This is a genomic window from Erwinia sp. ErVv1 (assembly GCF_900068895.1).
In the GTDB taxonomy this organism is placed as follows: domain Bacteria; phylum Pseudomonadota; class Gammaproteobacteria; order Enterobacterales; family Enterobacteriaceae; genus Erwinia.
Window position 1 is genome coordinate 110,814 of sequence record NZ_CDPK01000004.1, and the last position, 17,018, is coordinate 127,831.

Annotated in this window: 19 protein-coding genes and 1 other RNA gene; 14 read left to right on the forward strand and 6 right to left on the reverse strand. The window is 54.6% G+C overall.

The window, feature by feature from the left end; genetic code table 11:
• Positions 1–56: 56 nt before the first annotated feature.
• From A1830_RS07565 to A1830_RS07600, 8 genes are all read left to right on the forward strand, one after another.
• Complete coding sequence (locus tag A1830_RS07565; protein WP_067703999.1) at positions 57–728, forward strand: DedA family protein; 672 nt, start codon at positions 57–59, stop codon at positions 726–728.
• 5 nt (positions 729–733) lie between these two features.
• Entirely contained in the window at positions 734–1,120 is a 387-nt protein-coding gene (mzrA, locus tag A1830_RS07570) for an EnvZ/OmpR regulon moderator MzrA (RefSeq protein ID WP_067704000.1), read from the forward strand.
• Between the two features lie 171 nt (positions 1,121–1,291).
• Positions 1,292–1,666 (forward strand): DUF1090 domain-containing protein, encoded by a 375-nt coding sequence (locus A1830_RS07575; protein ID WP_067704003.1) that lies wholly within the window; start codon positions 1,292–1,294, stop codon positions 1,664–1,666.
• A gap of 41 nt (positions 1,667–1,707) precedes the next feature.
• Positions 1,708–2,013: an ElaB/YgaM/YqjD family protein gene (locus tag A1830_RS07580; RefSeq protein WP_067704006.1), complete on the forward strand. Its 306-nt coding sequence runs from the start codon at positions 1,708–1,710 to the stop codon at positions 2,011–2,013.
• A gap of 1 nt (position 2,014) precedes the next feature.
• Entirely contained in the window at positions 2,015–2,410 is a 396-nt protein-coding gene (locus A1830_RS07585; protein ID WP_067704009.1) for a phage holin family protein, read from the forward strand.
• The gene (locus A1830_RS07590; protein WP_067704012.1) at positions 2,407–2,694 is read left to right on the forward strand and encodes a YqjK-like family protein; all 288 of its coding nucleotides are present in this window, start codon (positions 2,407–2,409) and stop codon (positions 2,692–2,694) included. Before A1830_RS07585 ends, A1830_RS07590 begins: the two co-directional genes overlap by 4 nt.
• Before the next feature lie 237 nt (positions 2,695–2,931).
• On the forward strand, positions 2,932–3,324 hold the full coding sequence (locus tag A1830_RS07595; RefSeq protein WP_067704015.1) for a DoxX family protein: 393 nt from the start codon (positions 2,932–2,934) through the stop codon (positions 3,322–3,324).
• Between the two features lie 102 nt (positions 3,325–3,426).
• Positions 3,427–4,413, forward strand: a complete 987-nt coding sequence (locus A1830_RS07600; protein ID WP_067704018.1) for a glutathione S-transferase family protein — start codon at positions 3,427–3,429, stop codon at positions 4,411–4,413.
• Positions 4,414–4,442: 29 nt separating this feature from the next.
• On the opposite strand, the gene A1830_RS07605 is transcribed toward A1830_RS07600, so the two are convergent.
• Positions 4,443–5,345, reverse strand: a complete 903-nt coding sequence (locus A1830_RS07605) for a LysR family transcriptional regulator (protein ID WP_067704021.1) — start codon at positions 5,343–5,345, stop codon at positions 4,443–4,445.
• A 121-nt stretch (positions 5,346–5,466) separates the two neighbouring features.
• Here A1830_RS07605 and A1830_RS07610 point away from each other — a divergent pair, with 121 nt between their 5' ends.
• Entirely contained in the window at positions 5,467–6,171 is a 705-nt protein-coding gene (locus tag A1830_RS07610; RefSeq protein ID WP_067704024.1) for a pirin family protein, read from the forward strand.
• Positions 6,172–6,200: 29 nt separating this feature from the next.
• Here A1830_RS07610 and A1830_RS07615 read toward each other — a convergent pair whose 3' ends face one another.
• Positions 6,201–6,776, reverse strand: a complete 576-nt coding sequence (locus tag A1830_RS07615; RefSeq protein WP_067704026.1) for a YecA/YgfB family protein — start codon at positions 6,774–6,776, stop codon at positions 6,201–6,203.
• A 1,263-nt stretch (positions 6,777–8,039) separates the two neighbouring features.
• Between A1830_RS07615 and cspA the strand changes: the two genes are divergently transcribed.
• Positions 8,040–8,252, forward strand: a complete 213-nt coding sequence (gene cspA, locus A1830_RS07630; protein ID WP_067704033.1) for a transcription antiterminator/RNA stability regulator CspE — start codon at positions 8,040–8,042, stop codon at positions 8,250–8,252.
• Positions 8,253–8,770: 518 nt separating this feature from the next.
• On the opposite strand, the gene rnpB is transcribed toward cspA, so the two are convergent.
• Together rnpB and rsmI are read right to left on the reverse strand one after the other, a co-directional pair.
• Positions 8,771–9,198, reverse strand: an RNA gene (gene rnpB / locus A1830_RS07635) — RNase P RNA component class A.
• A 32-nt stretch (positions 9,199–9,230) separates the two neighbouring features.
• Positions 9,231–10,094, reverse strand: a complete 864-nt coding sequence (gene rsmI, locus A1830_RS07640) for a 16S rRNA (cytidine(1402)-2'-O)-methyltransferase (RefSeq protein ID WP_067704036.1) — start codon at positions 10,092–10,094, stop codon at positions 9,231–9,233.
• 62 nt (positions 10,095–10,156) lie between these two features.
• Between rsmI and A1830_RS07645 the strand changes: the two genes are divergently transcribed.
• The 4 genes from A1830_RS07645 to dolP are packed head-to-tail and all read left to right on the forward strand — an operon-like array spanning position 10,157 to position 13,831.
• Positions 10,157–12,277, forward strand: a complete 2,121-nt coding sequence (locus A1830_RS07645; protein ID WP_067704038.1) for a penicillin-binding protein activator — start codon at positions 10,157–10,159, stop codon at positions 12,275–12,277.
• Positions 12,235–12,627 (forward strand): YraN family protein, encoded by a 393-nt coding sequence (locus A1830_RS07650; protein ID WP_067704041.1) that lies wholly within the window; start codon positions 12,235–12,237, stop codon positions 12,625–12,627. The genes A1830_RS07645 and A1830_RS07650 overlap by 43 nt, the downstream gene beginning before the upstream one ends.
• A 30-nt stretch (positions 12,628–12,657) precedes the next feature.
• Positions 12,658–13,248 (forward strand): DnaA initiator-associating protein DiaA, encoded by a 591-nt coding sequence (gene diaA / locus A1830_RS07655; protein ID WP_067704043.1) that lies wholly within the window; start codon positions 12,658–12,660, stop codon positions 13,246–13,248.
• A gap of 10 nt (positions 13,249–13,258) precedes the next feature.
• Positions 13,259–13,831: a division/outer membrane stress-associated lipid-binding lipoprotein gene (dolP, locus tag A1830_RS07660; protein ID WP_067704046.1), complete on the forward strand. Its 573-nt coding sequence runs from the start codon at positions 13,259–13,261 to the stop codon at positions 13,829–13,831.
• 54 nt (positions 13,832–13,885) lie between these two features.
• Here dolP and A1830_RS07665 read toward each other — a convergent pair whose 3' ends face one another.
• Positions 13,886–15,796 (reverse strand): BglG family transcription antiterminator, encoded by a 1,911-nt coding sequence (locus A1830_RS07665; RefSeq protein ID WP_067704049.1) that lies wholly within the window; start codon positions 15,794–15,796, stop codon positions 13,886–13,888.
• Positions 15,797–15,851: 55 nt separating this feature from the next.
• The gene (locus A1830_RS07670; protein ID WP_067704053.1) at positions 15,852–16,994 is read right to left on the reverse strand and encodes a lactonase family protein; all 1,143 of its coding nucleotides are present in this window, start codon (positions 16,992–16,994) and stop codon (positions 15,852–15,854) included.
• Positions 16,995–17,018 lie beyond the last annotated feature (24 nt).

The following is a 17,018-nucleotide window of genomic DNA, read 5'->3' on the forward strand; positions in this document are numbered from 1 at the left end:
CTCGTTGTGACGGACACCGCCCGAACACGGCTAACAATGATGTTCAGGAATACCTTATGGATATTTTTAAAGCACTGATACAGGCTCTCTGGCAGCAGGATTATGATTCCCTGGCCGATCCGACGCTGGTATGGGCGATTTACGCCGTGCTGTTTATGATTTTATTCCTCGAAAATGGTCTGCTCCCCGCGGCATTCCTGCCGGGCGACAGCCTGCTGATTCTGGTCGGGGTGCTGATCGCCAAGGGCACCATGACCTTCCCCATGACGCTGTTTATTCTGACCACTGCCGCCAGTCTGGGGTGCTGGGTAAGCTATATTCAGGGCCGGTGGCTGGGCAATACGGCGACCGTACAAAAGTGGCTGTCGCATCTTCCCGCTCAGTACCATCAGCGCGCGCACAGCCTGTTTCATCGCCACGGTCTTTCCGCGCTGCTGGTGGGTCGCTTTATTGCCTTTGTCCGTACGCTGCTGCCCACCATTGCCGGCCTGTCCGGCCTGAGCAATGCGCGCTTTCAGTTATTTAACTGGATGAGCGGGCTGCTATGGGTCTTAATCCTCACCGTTATGGGCTTCGCGCTCGGCAAAACGCCACTTTTTCTCAAATACGAAGATCAGCTGATGTTCTGTCTGATGCTGCTGCCCCTGGTGCTGCTGGTTTTCGGACTGGCGGGATCGCTGTACGTACTGTGGCGGAAAAAAAATAGCTCTGATGCTAATAAGGGATAATCCGGATGCGCAAATTTCTCAGGTCCTGCGCTACTACGCGGATATTTTCGATACTATTACTGGGCGCGGCTGCGCTGGTGGCGATCTTTTTTCTGCCCACGCTGTTTCACAGCGAAAGTGCGCTGCAAATTCGCGCTTCACGCCAGGGCATCTCGCTGCCCGATGGTTTCTACGTTTATCAACGGCTCAATGCGGAGGGCATACATATCAAAAGTATTACCCCGGATAACAACGCGTTATTGATAAAGTTTGACTCCGTTGAGCAGAGCAACGCTGCGGAAAAGGTGCTTCATGAGCTGTTACCCTATGGTTTCAGTATTGGCCGACCAGACGTGCCAGGCACGATTGAGTGGATGCACCGCCTCAGCCAGAATAAACAGGCCGTTGGCTAACATTTACGCCCTGTCTCCGGCAATTTTTGCAGGCTATCTCTAAGAATATTCTCTCTTTTTGAGCTTTTCAGGATTTCTGACTATGCTTAGTAAGCCAGACTAACCCGGATAGCCATGACAGGATCATGGGTGTCGTTCCTGCGGCCCCAAAATTAGAAAGGAAAATCTGATATGAAATACCGCACGATTCTCGGCTTAAGCCTGTTAACTCTGACCACTTTCTCCCATGCGGCTGCTTCCCTTTGCCAGCAAAAAGAGCAGGCCATTCAGCATGAGATCGATCTGGCCCGCCAGCATGACAATCAACGTCGCGTTAACGGACTGGAACGGGCTCTGACTGAAGCCCGCGCTGGCTGCACGGATGAGAAACTGAAATCGCTCCATCAGGAGAAGATCAAAGAACATCAGCAGAAAGTGGAAGAGCGGCAGAAAGAGCTGGATAAGGAAAAGGCGGATGGCGATGACCGTAAAAAAATCACCCGGCGTGAACAGAAACTGGCAGAAGCAAAGCGCGAATTAAAGGAAGTTCAGGCGGCTCGCTATTAAGCGCTGCATGACTCTCACAACAAAATTTAAAGGAGTTTGTTATGTCTAAAGACACCACATCTGAGCATCTGCGTGCGGAACTGAAAACCCTGGCGGATACGCTGGAAGAAGTCCTGAGCCACACTGGCGAAAAATCAAAATCCGAACTGGATAAGCTTCGCAGCAAAGCGCAGAGCGCGCTAAAAGATACGCGTGCACGTCTTGGCGACTCCGGCGAGCGTATTGCACAAACCTCACGTGAAGTAGCCGACCAGGCCGACGTTTACGTGCGTGAAAATCCATGGACCAGCGTGGGTATCGGTGCCGCAATTGGTGTGGTACTCGGTGTCCTGCTGACGCGTCGTTAAGATGGCGAATCTTCAGCAAAGCCAGGGCCCCGGCAAAGGGGTCATTAACATTGGCCAGCGTCTGGTCACCACGCTGGTAGGCCTCGTAGAAACGCGCGTCCGGCTGGCGGTCGTCGAGCTTGAAGAAGAGAAAGCGAATCTCATTCAAATGCTCCTGATGACCGGCCTGACCATGCTTTTTACCGCATTTGGCCTGATGAGCCTGATGATCCTCATTATCTGGGCGGTGAGCCCGCAGTATCGACTGATGGCTGTGGCGATCACCACTGGCGTGCTATTTGGACTGGCGGTTATTTTCGGCCTGTGGACGCTGGCCAAATCACGCCGCTCGACACTGCTGAATGCCACTCGTAAAGAGCTGAAATCCGATCGTAAGCTGCTGGAGGAAGAAAAATGAGCAGCAGCCGGGAACGTGCCGAACATAAAGCGGAGCTGCTGCGTCTGGTACAGCAACAGCGGCTCGATTTAAGCGCTGAAAAAAAGCTGTTTCTGGAAGCCACCGCTCGCTACGACCGTGGCTGGCTTAAGCTGGTCAGCCTGCGTCGCTTTGCCGTAGTCGGCAGTGGCCTGATGGCCATCTGGTCCGTACGCCATCCCCGCCGCATTACCCGCTGGGCAAAGCGCGGCCTGGGCTTATGGAGCACCTGGCGCGTCGTACGCAATTATCTTCCTAATCGCTGAGTCTGCGCTTTCAACCTGATTCATCCTGCCGTTTTGACGTCTGTGGCCCAGTAATCACTGGGCCTGCGTCACATTCAATTTTACTGATAAACTCCGACAATTTATCTCGCTTACAATAGTTTCGCCTGGCGAATATTATCTTCAGTGACAAAGGTGGGTCAGGGCTAATCTCCTGACAGGCCTGAACTTAATGCGGCGAACCGGTGTTCGTTGAGATAATTCCTGTTGGGGTGATTGATGAAAAAATTAGAAGACTTTGGCTTTCTGCTGGCACGGATCCTGATGCCAGTGCTGTTTATCGTGGCGGGCTGGGGCAAAATTAACGGCTACTCCGCCACGCAGCAATATATGGAACATATGCACGTACCCGGCTTTCTGCTGCCGCTCACTATCCTTCTGGAGTTCGGGGGTGGCCTGGCCATTCTGTTTGGTTTCCTGACCCGTTTTACCGCAATCATTACCGCCATCTTCGCGATTATTACCGCGCTGATTTTCCATAGCGATGCGTCAGTGGCGGGCAGTTCTATCAACTTTATGAAAAACCTGTCTATATCCGGCGGCTATCTGCTGCTGTTTATTACCGGTCCGGGCGCGTACAGCCTCGATCGTCTGCTCAACAAAAAGTGGTAAAAACGTTGTCTGCCTCTGACGCCCGAGTGCAGGGGCAGATAACGATCCGACACGCAGTAAGGCGCTATACTCTTAGGCATTTACAGCAAGGGGGATGACACGATGGGCCAACTGATAGATGGCGTCTGGCACGATAACTGGTATGACACGGCATCCACAGGCGGTCGTTTTCGCCGCTCTGAGTCTGCCTTTCGCAACTGGGTGACCGCCAGCGGTGACGCCGGGCCAACCGGGAAGGGAGGATTTCGCGCCGAAGCGGGCCGCTATCATCTCTATGTTTCCCTTGCCTGCCCCTGGGCGCACCGCACCCTGATTATGCGTAAGCTGAAAGGCCTGGAGTCGCTGATTTCCGTCTCTGTTGTTCACCCTCTGATGCTGGAGAACGGCTGGACCTTTGATAAGTCCTTTCCGGGTGCCACGGGCGATGATCTTTACCAGCACGACTATCTCTACCAGCTTTATCTCCAGGCCGATCAATCCTACACCGGACGAGTCACCGTCCCGGTTCTGTGGGACAAACAGCAAAACACCCTGGTCAGCAATGAGTCAGCCGATATTCTGCGGATGTTAAACAGCGCTTTTGACGCCGCTGGTGCACGGGCGGGAGACTATTATCCAGCGGATCTGCGGGATAAAATTAACCAGGTTAACGGCTGGATTTACGACACGGTCAATAATGGCGTTTATAAATCTGGCTTCGCCACCACGCAGGACGCCTATGACGAAGCCGTAACGGCTCTGTTTAATTCCCTCGAGAGGCTTGAACAGATGCTGGGGCAGCACCGTTATCTGACGGGCGAGCGCCTGACCGAGGCCGATCTGCGCCTGTGGACCACCCTGGTGCGCTTCGATCCCGTCTATGTTACCCATTTCAAATGCGATAAGTATCGCATCAGCGACTATCTGAATCTGAATGGGTTCCTGCGTGAGATCTATCAGATGCCCGGCCTGGACGAGACGGTAGACCTGGCGCACATTCGTCATCATTACTATTGCAGCCACAAGACCATCAACCCCAGCGGGATCATTTCACTGGGGCCGGCATTTGACTGGGATGAACCGCACGGACGTGATGAGCGCTTTCGTTAATCGCTAACATGCGCAGCTCCCCAGACCAGTTATCCCTGCCGCTTCGCCAGCAGCTTAGGGATTTCCCGCAGGCACCAGGCTTTTGCTTCGCCCATGCTGTCGCGACGCCATGCCATAATAATGTCCACCTCCCGGGTATATTCCGGGCTGACCACCCGCAGGCGTCCTTCGGCAATATCCTTTTCCACCAGGGGATAAGGCATTGAAGCCACGCCCAGCCCGGCCAGCAGCGCCCGGTGTTTATCCGCAATTGAGCTGACGGTCAGCCGCTGCTGCTTGTCCAGCAGCTGTACGGTGAGCACCGGACGCTCGCGGGCAGTATCCGCCACGGCGATACCGCGATACTTCACCCGCGTCACCTCAGAGAGCGGTTCAGGCTCGTCATGAATAGGGTGGTCGGGACTGGCAACAATCACGCTAATCATGCTGTACAGTTTGCGGGTATTAATTTCCGACGAGGCACGAAAGTGCATATCCGGCGCGATGACGATGTCTGCCCTGCCCTGCTCCAGCCGCTCCCAGGCCCCCGCCAGCACTTCTGTTATCAGCGATATTTGGGTATTCGCTTTCGCGGCGAGCTTATCGATCAGGGGAAAGAGTGATTCACAGGGAACCAGCGCCTCATTGACAATAGTCAGATGCGTTTCCCACCCTCGCGCCAGCGCCTCTGCATCGGTGGTAAGCTTATCGGCCGCCTCCAGCAAGACCCGCCCTCGTTCCAGCAGCATGCGGCCAACGTTGGTGAATTTTGTGCGGTGTCCGGAGCGGTCAAACAGGACCACGTCCAGCTCCTCCTCCAGCTTTTGCATGGTGTAGCTGAGCGCAGAAGGCACCCGGCCCAGCTCATCCGCCGCCGCCGCAAAACTGCCCCGGCGATCGATAGCATCCATGACTCGTAACGCTTCCAGCGTCAGAGCGCGATCTTTAGCCATCTCAATTCTCTGTCAGGAATTTTGAATGTAGTAAGCAGATTAACTGGCTAACAATCCGGCGTCCAGAAACTTACCATAGCAGCATTGTCGGGGCAGCAGACCGACTGTTGAGGAGAGTCACATGATTACCCGTCGCATAGCGAAAGCCTGTGGCAAAGCAGATTACGGTTGGCTACAGGCGCGCTACAGCTTTTCTTTTGGTCACTACTTCGATCCTGATCTGCTGGGATACGCATCGCTACGCGTGCTTAATCAGGAGGTGCTGACGCCCGGGGCCGCTTTTCAGCCCAGAACCTATCCGAAAGTCGATGTTTTAAACCTGATCCTACAGGGTGAAGCGGAATATCGTGATAGCGAGGGGAATCATCATCGCGCGCGAGCGGGGGAAGCCTTACTGCTCGCGACCCAGCCTCATATCAGCTACAGCGAACATAACGTCAGTAAAGAGGCGGCGCTGACGCGCATGCAGCTCTGGCTGGATGCCTGCCCGTCCCGGGAGATTTCGCCGATTCAGCGCCTAAGCCTCTCCGACGGTGACTGCACGCAGCTGCTTGCCTCACCGGACGGCGCTGAGGGCAGTCTTCAGCTTCGTCAGCAGGTCTGGATACATCATCTGGATCTGGCACCGGGTGAAACGCACACCGTCCGGCTTAATGGTCCCCGCGCCTATTTGCAGTCCATTCACGGCGCGCTGCATGCCGATACGGGCTCGCGGGCCAGAGAAGACCTGGTTTGTGGCGATGGTGCCTTTATACATCAGGAAGGGAGCGTGACGCTTACCGCCGCCACGCCGCTGCGGGCGCTGGTCATTGATCTACCGGTCTGAACCGGGCACAGGGCCCGGAACGGAACAGGTTAGTGTAATGTGTCCGTTCGCTGTGCAAACCAGTATTGAAAAAGACGAAGCGCAGCGGGACCGATGGCAGCCTGACTGTGGTCATACGCCTCCTGCGTCATCTGCTCCAGTACCGAAAGATTATCGTCCTCACCGTGCAGGGCAATGGCGTCCAGCGCGGGTTGCAGGCTTTCAGGCAGTGCGGACCAGTCACCCAGCGCGACTCCACGCAGATAGCCGATACACCACTCCTCCACAACGAGATACTCCTTCCCCTCAATTTCATTGAAGCCAAACAGGGGATCGAACTGCTCGGGCGCATGGCGCAGCCGCTCTCCAATGTCGTTCATATGCTGGAAAGTTAGCTCGGTAAAGCGCGTGAACTCCTGTTCAGACGCCCACTCGGGAAGGTGTTCCTTACCGCCCCATATCATTGGCATCCATTGGGAAGGCATGATGACATCAGGGCCGGAAAGAAGGGCCGTCGTCATGCCGTCCAGTTCAGAGACGTCCAATACAGAGGCGTCATTGCCATACTTAAGCAGGATATCATCCAGCCATTCCAGATCGTCTTCTGAGAGCGGTCCGTTTTCCATGCTGCGGTCTCCTGTGGCATGTAGCAAAATCATCAAGCTATATCTTAGCGCGTTTAAAAATGAAAAACCCAGGGGTTCAGCACAGATGCTGGCGACAGTGCCTGCTGGCTGGATGTCATGCCGACGACTGACTGTGCCATACCAACTGGTTAGCCCACTGGCGTGCGTCTGGCGTCTGGCGTCTGGCGTCTGGCGTCTGGCGTCTGGCGTCTGGCGTCTGGCGTCTGGCGTCTGGCGTCTGGCGGGCGTATCTTCGTCATCCGCTTGCAAAATTCAATTGTGAATAATCACGCACCTTATATTGTGGCATATCGTCATCACCGCGATACTGATAATATTCACATGGCATTAAAAACAGTATTGACTCTTATTTTATAATGCGTAAAGTGGATTTCAACGGCACGAGAGAAGTTCTCGCCCGTTAAGTTGAAAGAGTTAATAAGTTGGATTTTTGAATATATTGCGATAAAGGCCACGAAGTTTGTTGTATGGGTTAGTCGCTGTGGACATTTGTTTTTCATTCACAGGACAATGCTTTCAGGCCATGCAGTGAGCATCACCAATCGCAACGGGTGTAAATAAGCGCGATGATGTAAGGCTATGATTTACCAAGTAAATATCTTTGCTAACAGTGTTTTATCTTTACCTGTTTTGCAATGAAAGTACAGCCACGCATCAAAGAGTCTATATCGCGAGGGGAGTGTACTTGTTTAACCTGCCGTGACTCATGGTTCAAAAGGTTAGCAGGCTATTATTAACCGGTAAATATATGGGAGGTTCCACTGGATTTCTTAATCCCTAATATTATCTTTAATAAACATGTGCATTTAGAGTAGTACCAATAGCAGTAAAAACGTAATTAAGCCCATTAATGTTAAAGTTTGATTCTGTAGTACCTTAAAAGCCCTGACCGTTTCTGTCAGGGCTTTTATCATTGTGGCGTACCTGACCCGGCCGTTGCGCGACCCGATCGTTTTCCTCCCTTTATAGCTACCTTTATAGCAACCTTCCGTTACGTGCTTTCCCGCTCGAAAAATAAAAAAAATTAACCCTTGCTTAATCAACCCGATTGGGGCTAGTATCTGGTCATCGGTTTGGTACACAGACCTTATGAAAGCAGTTTTAGTAAAGCAGTCCTCAGTTCAAGTGTTATCTTAGATACCCTTCATCGTGAGCCTCCTCCTAAGTGCCCAATAAGTTTAATTCTGCTAAGCAGACCATCTTCGCCACAGTAAGTGGCTCAAAAAATGATAGGAAATATCTATGTCTAACAAAATGACTGGTTTAGTAAAATGGTTTAACGCTGATAAAGGTTTCGGCTTCATCTCTCCAGAAGATGGCAGCAAAGATGTATTCGTACATTTCTCTGCAATCCAGAGCAGCGATTTCAAAACCTTAGATGAAGGCCAGAAAGTTGAGTTCTCTATCGAGAACGGCGCTAAAGGTCCATCAGCTGTAAACGTTGTCGCGTTATAATTCGCGAAACACACTAAAAATTACGATAGCGATGACGGCATCTGCCTGAGCAGTTGAAATTTAGTGATAAAAAAACCGCCCTGTGCGGTTTTTTTTTGCCTGAAATTTGAGTAAAAGATCGCCTCCCCTGCATTTGTCATAACTGACGCCTGAATCACCCCCGCTCCAGCCATCCACAGCGTTGACTGCTCTTCCAGTCTCCGCCTACGCTATCCGTTACTTTCTCAATGGCTTTGCCAAAGCGTGGGGAGCAAAACCCGAGTGAATAAAGCGTATTGAACGTGTGGAGCGTTGGAGGGTAAAGCGTGATGCCCCGAGTGCCAGCCGATGTGGCTATCGCAAGTCGAGGTGGCTAACGTAAGCGGAAGTGGCTATCGCAAGTCGAGGTGGCTGTCTTAAGTCGAAGTGGCTAACGTAAAGCGATGTGCGGAAGTAAAAGACAGCCGCTGATGCATCCCGTCACCAGCCTCACATTTAATGTGAGCGACGGAAATACACCAGCGCCTTGTTTCTGAATGAGTTGAAGCTGACCGGTAAGCCGGGTTCTGTCGTGGACAGTCATTCATCTAGGCCAGCAATCGCTCACTGGCTCAAGCAGCCTACCCGGGTTCAGTACGGGCCGTACCTGGTGAACCCCTATTTGGCCTTGCTCCGGGTGGAGTTTACCGTGCCGCGAACTGTTGCCAGCCGCGCGGTGCGCTCTTACCGCACCCTTTCACCCTTACCTGATCCCATATCCCCGTTGTCTTTCAAGCTGCGGCTATTGCTGCATCCTGAAATCTGCCGGGGGGGCCATCGGCGGTTTGCTCTCTGTTGCACTGGTCGTGGGCTTGCGCCCCCCAGGCGTTACCTGGCACCCTGCCCTATGGAGCCCGGACTTTCCTCCCCTCTGTCTGTCTCCCCCGAAGGAGGACGGCAACAAAGCGGCGACTGTCTGGTCAGCTTCGGCGCGGATAATAGGGCATTCGGCGCGGTTTGTCACCCCTCTTGCTGATCCAGTGCGTACTTATAGAGCGCATTCTTTTTAACACCGTGAATTTCGGCGGTCAGCTGCGCGGCTTTTTTCAGCGGCAGCTCTTTTTGCAGCAGGCCCAGCGTGCGGAGCGCTTCAGGCGGTAGCGCATCCTCTTCAGCGTGAAAACCTTCCACGATCAGCACCATCTCGCCCTTACGCCGGTTCTCATCCTCGCGCACCCACGCCAGCAGTTCTCCTACCGGCGCGCCGTGAATGCTTTCCCATGTTTTAGTAATTTCACGGGCCAGCACCACATAGCGATCCATTCCCCATACCGTCACCATATCCTGTAGACTCTCCAGCAGGCGGTGGGTGGATTCGTAAAAAATCAGCGTGCGCGGCTCCTGCTCAAGAGCACGAAGCGTATCGCAGCGCCCTTTGCTTTTGGCGGGCAGAAACCCCTCGTAACAGAATCGATCGGACGGAAGTCCGGCCGCGCTTAATGCTGTAATGGCTGCGCAGGCACCCGGCAGGGGTACAACACGAATGCCTGCTTCACGGCACAGGCGAACCAGGTGATAACCCGGATCGTTGATGAGTGGCGTACCCGCGTCGGAAACCAGCGCAATGCTCTGCCCTTCCCGCAGCTTAGCCAGCAGCGATTCTGCTTTGTGCTGTTCATTATGATCGTGCAATGCGAACAGGCGCGCATTGATGGCGAAATGTTGTAGCAACAGCCCGGTATGACGTGTATCTTCCGCTGCGATCAGATCGACGCCCGCGAGTACCATCAGGGCACGCTGGGTAATGTCACCCAGGTTACCGATCGGTGTGGGAACAATATAGAGCGTGCTGGCAGAAATATCTGCCCGATCGTGTTGTTTCATTGTGAGATCCGAATTGCCGATTTAATATTGAGCATCTTGAAAAAAACATCACTGGATACAGTATGCTTCCTTCGAAAGTCATTCATAACAAAGCAGGACGCTGCATGCCTGTTCTGCTGGCCGCCCTGATTTTTGCCGGATGTACCGGTCAGGCGCCGCAATCACCGACGGCAAACGTGCAGGGCAGCGCCCAGGGCACGTCCGACTACTACCTTCAGCAGATGCAGCAAAGCTCAGATGATAACAAGGTTGACTGGCAATTACTCGCAATCAGGGCGTTGTTGAAAGAAGGGAAGCTGCCCCAGGCTAAGGACCAGATTGGCCAGCTGCCGCAAAAGCTCAGCGATAAGCAGCGTCAGGAGAGCCTGCTGCTTCAGGCAGAACTGCAAATAACCCAGCAGGACGCCAACGGCGCCAGCGCGCTGCTGAAGCAGATTGACGCGGGCTCATTGTCAAAAGACCAGCAGGTTCGCTACTACCAACTGCAAATTGCCGCGGCCCAGGGGCATCCATCGCTGGATCTGCTGCGCGCCTTAATCGCGCAGGAGCCGCTGCTGACAAATGCCGACAGGCAAAAAAATATTGATGCAACCTGGCAGGCGCTGGTTCAGCTCACGCCAGAACAGCTCAGCAACATGGTGATCAATGCTAACGAAAATATCCTTCAGGGGTGGTTGGATCTGCTGAGCGTCTACCGGACTAACGGCAGCAACCCGGATATGCTCAAAGCGGGTATCAGCGACTGGCAGAAGCGCTACCCCTATAACCCGGCGGCTAAAATGCTACCATCGCCCCTGAGCCAGGTGCAGAATTTCCAGCAGTCGTCTACCGGTAAAATCGCCCTGCTCCTGCCGCTGAGCGGGCAGGCACAGGTGTTCGCTAATGCCATTCAGCGCGGCTTTAACGACGCGAAAAATGGTGTACTGTCGCAGTCACAGGCACCTGCTCAATCCTCAGCGCAGCCAGCGGCACCGTCAGCCTCCTCTGCGCCAGCCAATACCCCTGCCGTACAGACAGCCGCAGGTACATCAGCGCCAGCCAATCAGGCTGCTGTCAGTACTTCTGCCGCTCAGGCTAATCAGCCAGCCGCCAACCCGTCGGGTGCGTCGGTTCAGACGCCAGCCGGAAATGCAGACAATGCTGCTGCTCAGGGCCAGCCTGCTCAGCAGAGCAGCCTTGCCGCACAGACCGCTCCGCCTTCCAGCGCGACGCAGGTTCAGGTTTACGACACCAGTTCTCAGCCCATTGACCAGGTGCTGGCAAAAGCCCAGCAGGATGGCGCAACGCTGGTGGTCGGTCCGCTGCTGAAAAGCAACGTAGAGCAGTTAGCTAACGTGCAGACTCCACTGAACATTCTCGCCCTGAACGAACCTGAGTCTGTCCAGAACCATCCGAATCTCTGTTACTTTGCGCTTTCTCCTGAAGACGAAGCCCGCGATGCCGCCCATCATATGTGGGACCAGGGCAAACGTGCTCCGCTATTGATGGTGCCACGCAGCTCGCTGGGTGACCGCGTAAGCAAAGCCTTCGCAACTGAATGGCAGAAGCTGGGCGGGAACACCGTTCTGCAACAGCAATTTGGTTCAACGGGAGAACTGAAGCAGGGCATTAACAGCGGAGCAGGCCTGCGCCTGAGCGGTACGCCGATTACGACTCAGCCGCAGCAGCCGCAGGGCGTGACCATTGCCGGTCTGACCATTCCCGCCCCGGTGCAGGATACTTCGCCCTCTTCTGCCGACGGCGGCAGCGTAGACTCGGTATATATCGTCGCGACGCAGGGGGAGATGGCGCTGATCAAGCCGATGATTTCAATGCGCACCAGCAGCCGCAGCATGGTACAGCTCTATGCCAGCTCACGCAGCAACCAGGCCGGTGCCGGTCCGGACTATCGTCTTGAAATGGAGGGTGTGCAGTTTAGCGACGCGCCGCTGCTTTCAGGCAGCAATCCGGCGCTAATGCAGCAGGCAGCGAAAACATTTAACAATGACTACTCGCTGGTTCGCCTGTATGCCATGGGCGTTGATGCCTGGACGCTGGCTAACCATTTTAATGAGATGCGTCAGCTGCCCGGCTTCCAGATCAAAGGAGAAACCGGTAGCCTGAACGCGTCACAGGACTGCGTGATCAACAGGAAGTTGATATGGAACCAGTATCGCCAGGGGCAAATCGTTCCGGCATCCTGAGTCGCCAGCAGACAGGGGCGGGCTTTGAACAACAGGCCCGCCGCCTGCTGGAGAATGCAGGATTAACGTTTGTTTCAGCCAACGTTCGCTTTCGCTGCGGGGAAATTGACCTGATCATGCGGGATGCGCATACGTGGGTTTTTGTGGAAGTACGCTACCGTCGCAACGCGCTGTATGGCGGCGCAGCGGCAAGCGTGACGCGAAGCAAACAGCAAAAGCTGCTGCGCACTGCCGCGCTGTGGCTACGCGGGCATGGAGCCAGCCTCGATACCACTGACTGCCGCTTTGACGTGGTGGCGATGACCGGGACACAGGTCGAGTGGTTGCCCAATGCATTTACGGCAGCGTAGCTGTCCGCCAATACGAGCCAGGTGAAAGAAGTGCTGGAAAGAATAAAAGTCTGTTTTACCGAGAGTATTCAAACACAGATTGCTGCAGCAGAAGCGCTGCCGGATGCGATCTCCCACGCGGCTATGGCTATCGTTCAGTCGCTGTTAAATGGCAACAAAATTTTGAGCTGCGGCAATGGCACCTCAAGCGCAAACGCCCAGCACTTTGCCGCCAGCATGATTAACCGTTTTGAAACCGAACGTCCAAGCCTGCCTGCGATTGCACTCAGTGCTGATAATATCCTGCTGACGGCTATCGGTAACGATCGTCTGCACGATGAAGTTTACGCCAAGCAGGTTCGGGCGTTGGGCCACACTGGCGATATCCTGCTGGCTATTTCAACGCGCGGCAACGGCCGTGATATTGTGAAAGCCGTAGAGGCCGCCGTCACGCGGGATATGACAATAGTGGCGCTTACCGGCTATGACGGCGGCGAGCTGGCCGGATTACTGGGGCCACAGGATGTAGAAATTCGTATTCCCTCGCACAGAAGCGCGAGGATCCAGGAAATGCATATGTTAACCGTAAATTGCCTGTGTGATTTAATCGATAACACGCTTTTTCCCCAGCAGGACGTTTAAAGGAGCTTAAATGAAGGCATTCTCTGCACTTGCCATTATTCTTACCGCGCTGATGCTTCAGGGCTGCGTGGCCGCCGTAGTAGGCAGCGCAGCGGTTGCAACTAAAACCGCAACCGATCCCCGCACCGTGGGCACCCAGGTGGATGACGGCACCTTAGAGTTGCGCGTAAGCAACGCGCTGTCCAAAGATCAGCAGATCAAAAACGATGCGCATATTTCCGCTACCGCATACCAGGGCAAGGTTCTCCTCAGCGGGCAGGCACCCACTGCTGACGTTGCCAGCCGAGCCAAACAGATCGCCATGGGCGTAGATGGAGCAACGGAGGTCTATAATGAGATCCGTACCGGCGATAAAGCCACCTTCGGCACCGCCTCTTCGGATACGTGGATAACCACCAAAGTGCGTTCGCAGCTGCTGTCGAGCGATCAGGTGAAGTCTTCTAACGTTAAGGTGACCACCGAAAATGGCGAAGTTTTCCTGCTGGGTCTGGTAACAGAGAGTGAAGCCAAAGCGGCAGCAGATATTGCCAGCCGCGTTGGCGGCGTGAAACACGTCACGACGGCTTTTACAATTCTTAAATAGCCTGACAGCCGCCCGTGTAGCGTTTTACACGGGCGGCCACGCTGCCGCTGCGCTTTATAACCGACTCAAACAGTCCATTGCCACCGCCTTGAAACTGTCAAAATCCGTGCTGTCCCGCAGCCGCACCATCGCCCTTTCGCGCATAAACGTCACAAACAGATCGTATATGGCCATCGCCTCTTCATATTCCGTCTTGCTGATCGCCAGCAGAAAAATGACGCAGGCCGTTTCATCCCCCCAGCTAATTCCCTGCGGAGCCAGCACGGTGTAAACCACCGTTTTCTTGGCTAACAGTCCTAACGCGTGCGGCAGGGCGATCCCCTCGCCCAGCATGGTGCTGACGATGGCCTCACGCTCCTCCACCGAGGGGAAGAACGCTGCATCCACCACGCCTTCCTGTTCCAGCTCATCGCAGAGCGTTCTGAACAGTTCGGACTGGGTCATGGGTCTGTCGATGATGCGGAAGTGGCTGGCGTCAAAAAACTTCTCCAGCATATAAGGCCGGGTGCGATCGACCAGCACCAGCTTGCCAATCTGCTCCAGCTGATAGTCGGTGGGAAAAGGCGACATCACCACGACGGGCTTGTCCTTTTCGCTCAGGCGGGCTGTGGAGATAACAAAATCCTCCTCAACGCTACCCTGCTGCTCATACTGTCGAAGCGAAACAATATTACTGACCACGATCTGCGGATATTTCCGCATCAGCATGGCCTGGATCATCCGCACGGTGGAGTTACCCGTATCGCATACCAGCAAAACCTGCGGATGCCGCTGATAGCCTACGTTGTAATGCCGTTCCAGCCCCACGCCGATATGCAGAACCAGAAAGCCAATTTCGTTTTCGCTAATCACATAGGGGGTGTATTTCCCCCAGCTTGATACCGCCGCCAGCGTCACGTCGTACGCCAGCGGGTAGTGCTGCTTGATATTGGTCAGCAACGGATTAGGAATATTAATCTGGTAGCGCATCCGCGTAATCATCGTTTTGATATGCGTCAGCAGGTCTGCACGAAGCTGTGGATCGTTTTGCAGATTGAAATTGTACTGGGTATTGATATAGCTAAGAATGTAGTTAACCAGCGATTCGCCATCGTCCGGGCTGATGGCGCTGGGAGCAATCTCCTCAATTCGCCTTGCGGCAATGTTCACCCGCAGATAAGCCTCCTCGGAGGGCGAGATATCCTTACCGGTAACAGGCCGCAGCAGGTTGACGATATGGCGGGCCGCATCCCGTACGTCTTCATCCACATCTTCCGCGCTAAAGTCAGAGAGCGGGTGACCTTCGCTGATGCGCCTTACCGCTACCGCACAGTAGAGGCGCAGATAAAACTCGCTGTCGTCAGTCATACGAATATGGAAGCGGCTGAAGCACTGCTGTAATAAAGGCTGTAGCTGGTCGAGAATACCGCTGTTCAGCGCCTCGATATTGAGCAGCGGGTTATCGCTGTCTTCCAGCGCAATCTGGTAGAGCAAATCGGTCAGACAGGTGCGAATCGCCACTTCACTGCCGAACAGCTTCATTCCATAGCGCGGCTTGGTTTCAACCGACAGTTTGTAGCGTCCCAGCCACTCTCTTACCTCAGCCATATCGCTCTGTAGCGTGGCGCGGCTGACAAACCATTCGTCCGCCAGGTCCTCCAGCTTAAGGGAAAAAGCAGAGGTGAGAAAACGGGTCAGCAGGTAGTGTACCCGTGCGGCAGAGGTACGCGGAACCCGCAGATGGGAAGGAGACTGCTGCTGTAGCAGGCTATAGCGGACGGCATCGTCGATCTTAAGCTGATAGCCTTCTCCGCGATTCAGTACAAAGCGCGCGCCGTGATCCACCAGCATCCCGTTGAGGGCTGTCACATCGGTGCGCACGGTGCGCGTCGAAACGTTGAAGCGGCGTGCCAGTTCATCCTGAGGCAACGTCTCGTTTTGGAGCAGGTCATACAGCTGAGCAAGGCGTTGGTTAGGAAATCTCACGATTTCTCCCGTCTTTATTGAGCCGGTCAGCGCGTCCGACTCGGGTTACAAAATGCTAAGGCGTGAGCACCAGCTGTGAGGGTGCGCCAACGGCCGTATAGTCCTGGGTAAAAGAGAGCGCGCCGCTGCTATCCACCCGGAAGCGCGTGATGTTATCGCTGCGCTGATTGATGGCGTAAAGCGTCTTACCATCGTGAGAGAGCGTAAGGGTGCGCGTGTAGTCACCTCGCGTCCAGACGTCATCTTTATGGCTCAGCGCACCACTGGTTCCAATAGCAAAATGCGCAATGCTATTGTGCAGCCGGTTCGCCACGTAGAGATTCTTACCCGCTTTATCAATGACCAGCCCGGCGGCAAAGCTGGTGCCTTTATAGCCGTCGGGCAATGCAGAAACCGTAGCCCCCTCAGTCAGGACGCCGGTTTTCGCGTTAAGCCGATAGCGAGTTAACGTTGAAGCCTCTTCATTGATCAGATACAGCGCGCTGCCGTCCGGTTGGAAAACGAAATGCCGTGGGCCTGCGCCCGCAGAAGATGCCGGGATCCATGCGGGCGTATTAGGCTGTAGCTGGCCCGCGTTGTTCAGGCGATACTGATAGATGCGATCCAGCCCCAAATCGGTCGAGAAGACAAATTTTCCGCTGGGATCGCTGGCGATCATATGCGCATGCGGACCGTTATGGTCGCTTGCCGCAAAACTCCCTTCGACCGCCGCCGCTGGGTGGCTGGCACCGGCTGGCCCACTGTCCTGCTGCGTATCGCTGGCTTCTCCCAGGCGGCCATCGGCCTGCACCGGCAGAACCGCTTTACTCCCACTAACGTAGTTAGCAACCAGCAAATACCTGCCGTCCGGGGTCAGAGAAAGGTATACCGGTCCGGCCCCCTGCGAACTGACCTCATTCAGCTTTGTCAGGCTGCCATCCCCATTGATGGTATAGGCAGCCACCGTCCCTTTCTCGCTCTCACTGGCAACGTAGAGCGTTTTCCCTTTGGCATCAAGGGTAAGCTGCGCCGCATTTGCCTGATGACTTACCAGCGTTTTATCACTCAGTGCGCCATCGTGCGGGCTAACCTGGAAGCGGTAGACGCCCTCACCGTTGGGATTATAAGTACCGACATAAGCATACTGTGCATGGGCCGCCAGCGAAGTGGCGGCTATCAGGGATAATGAGAGGACGGTAATTAACGGGCCGTTGCGCATGGTGATCCTCATTCAGAAAAGAGG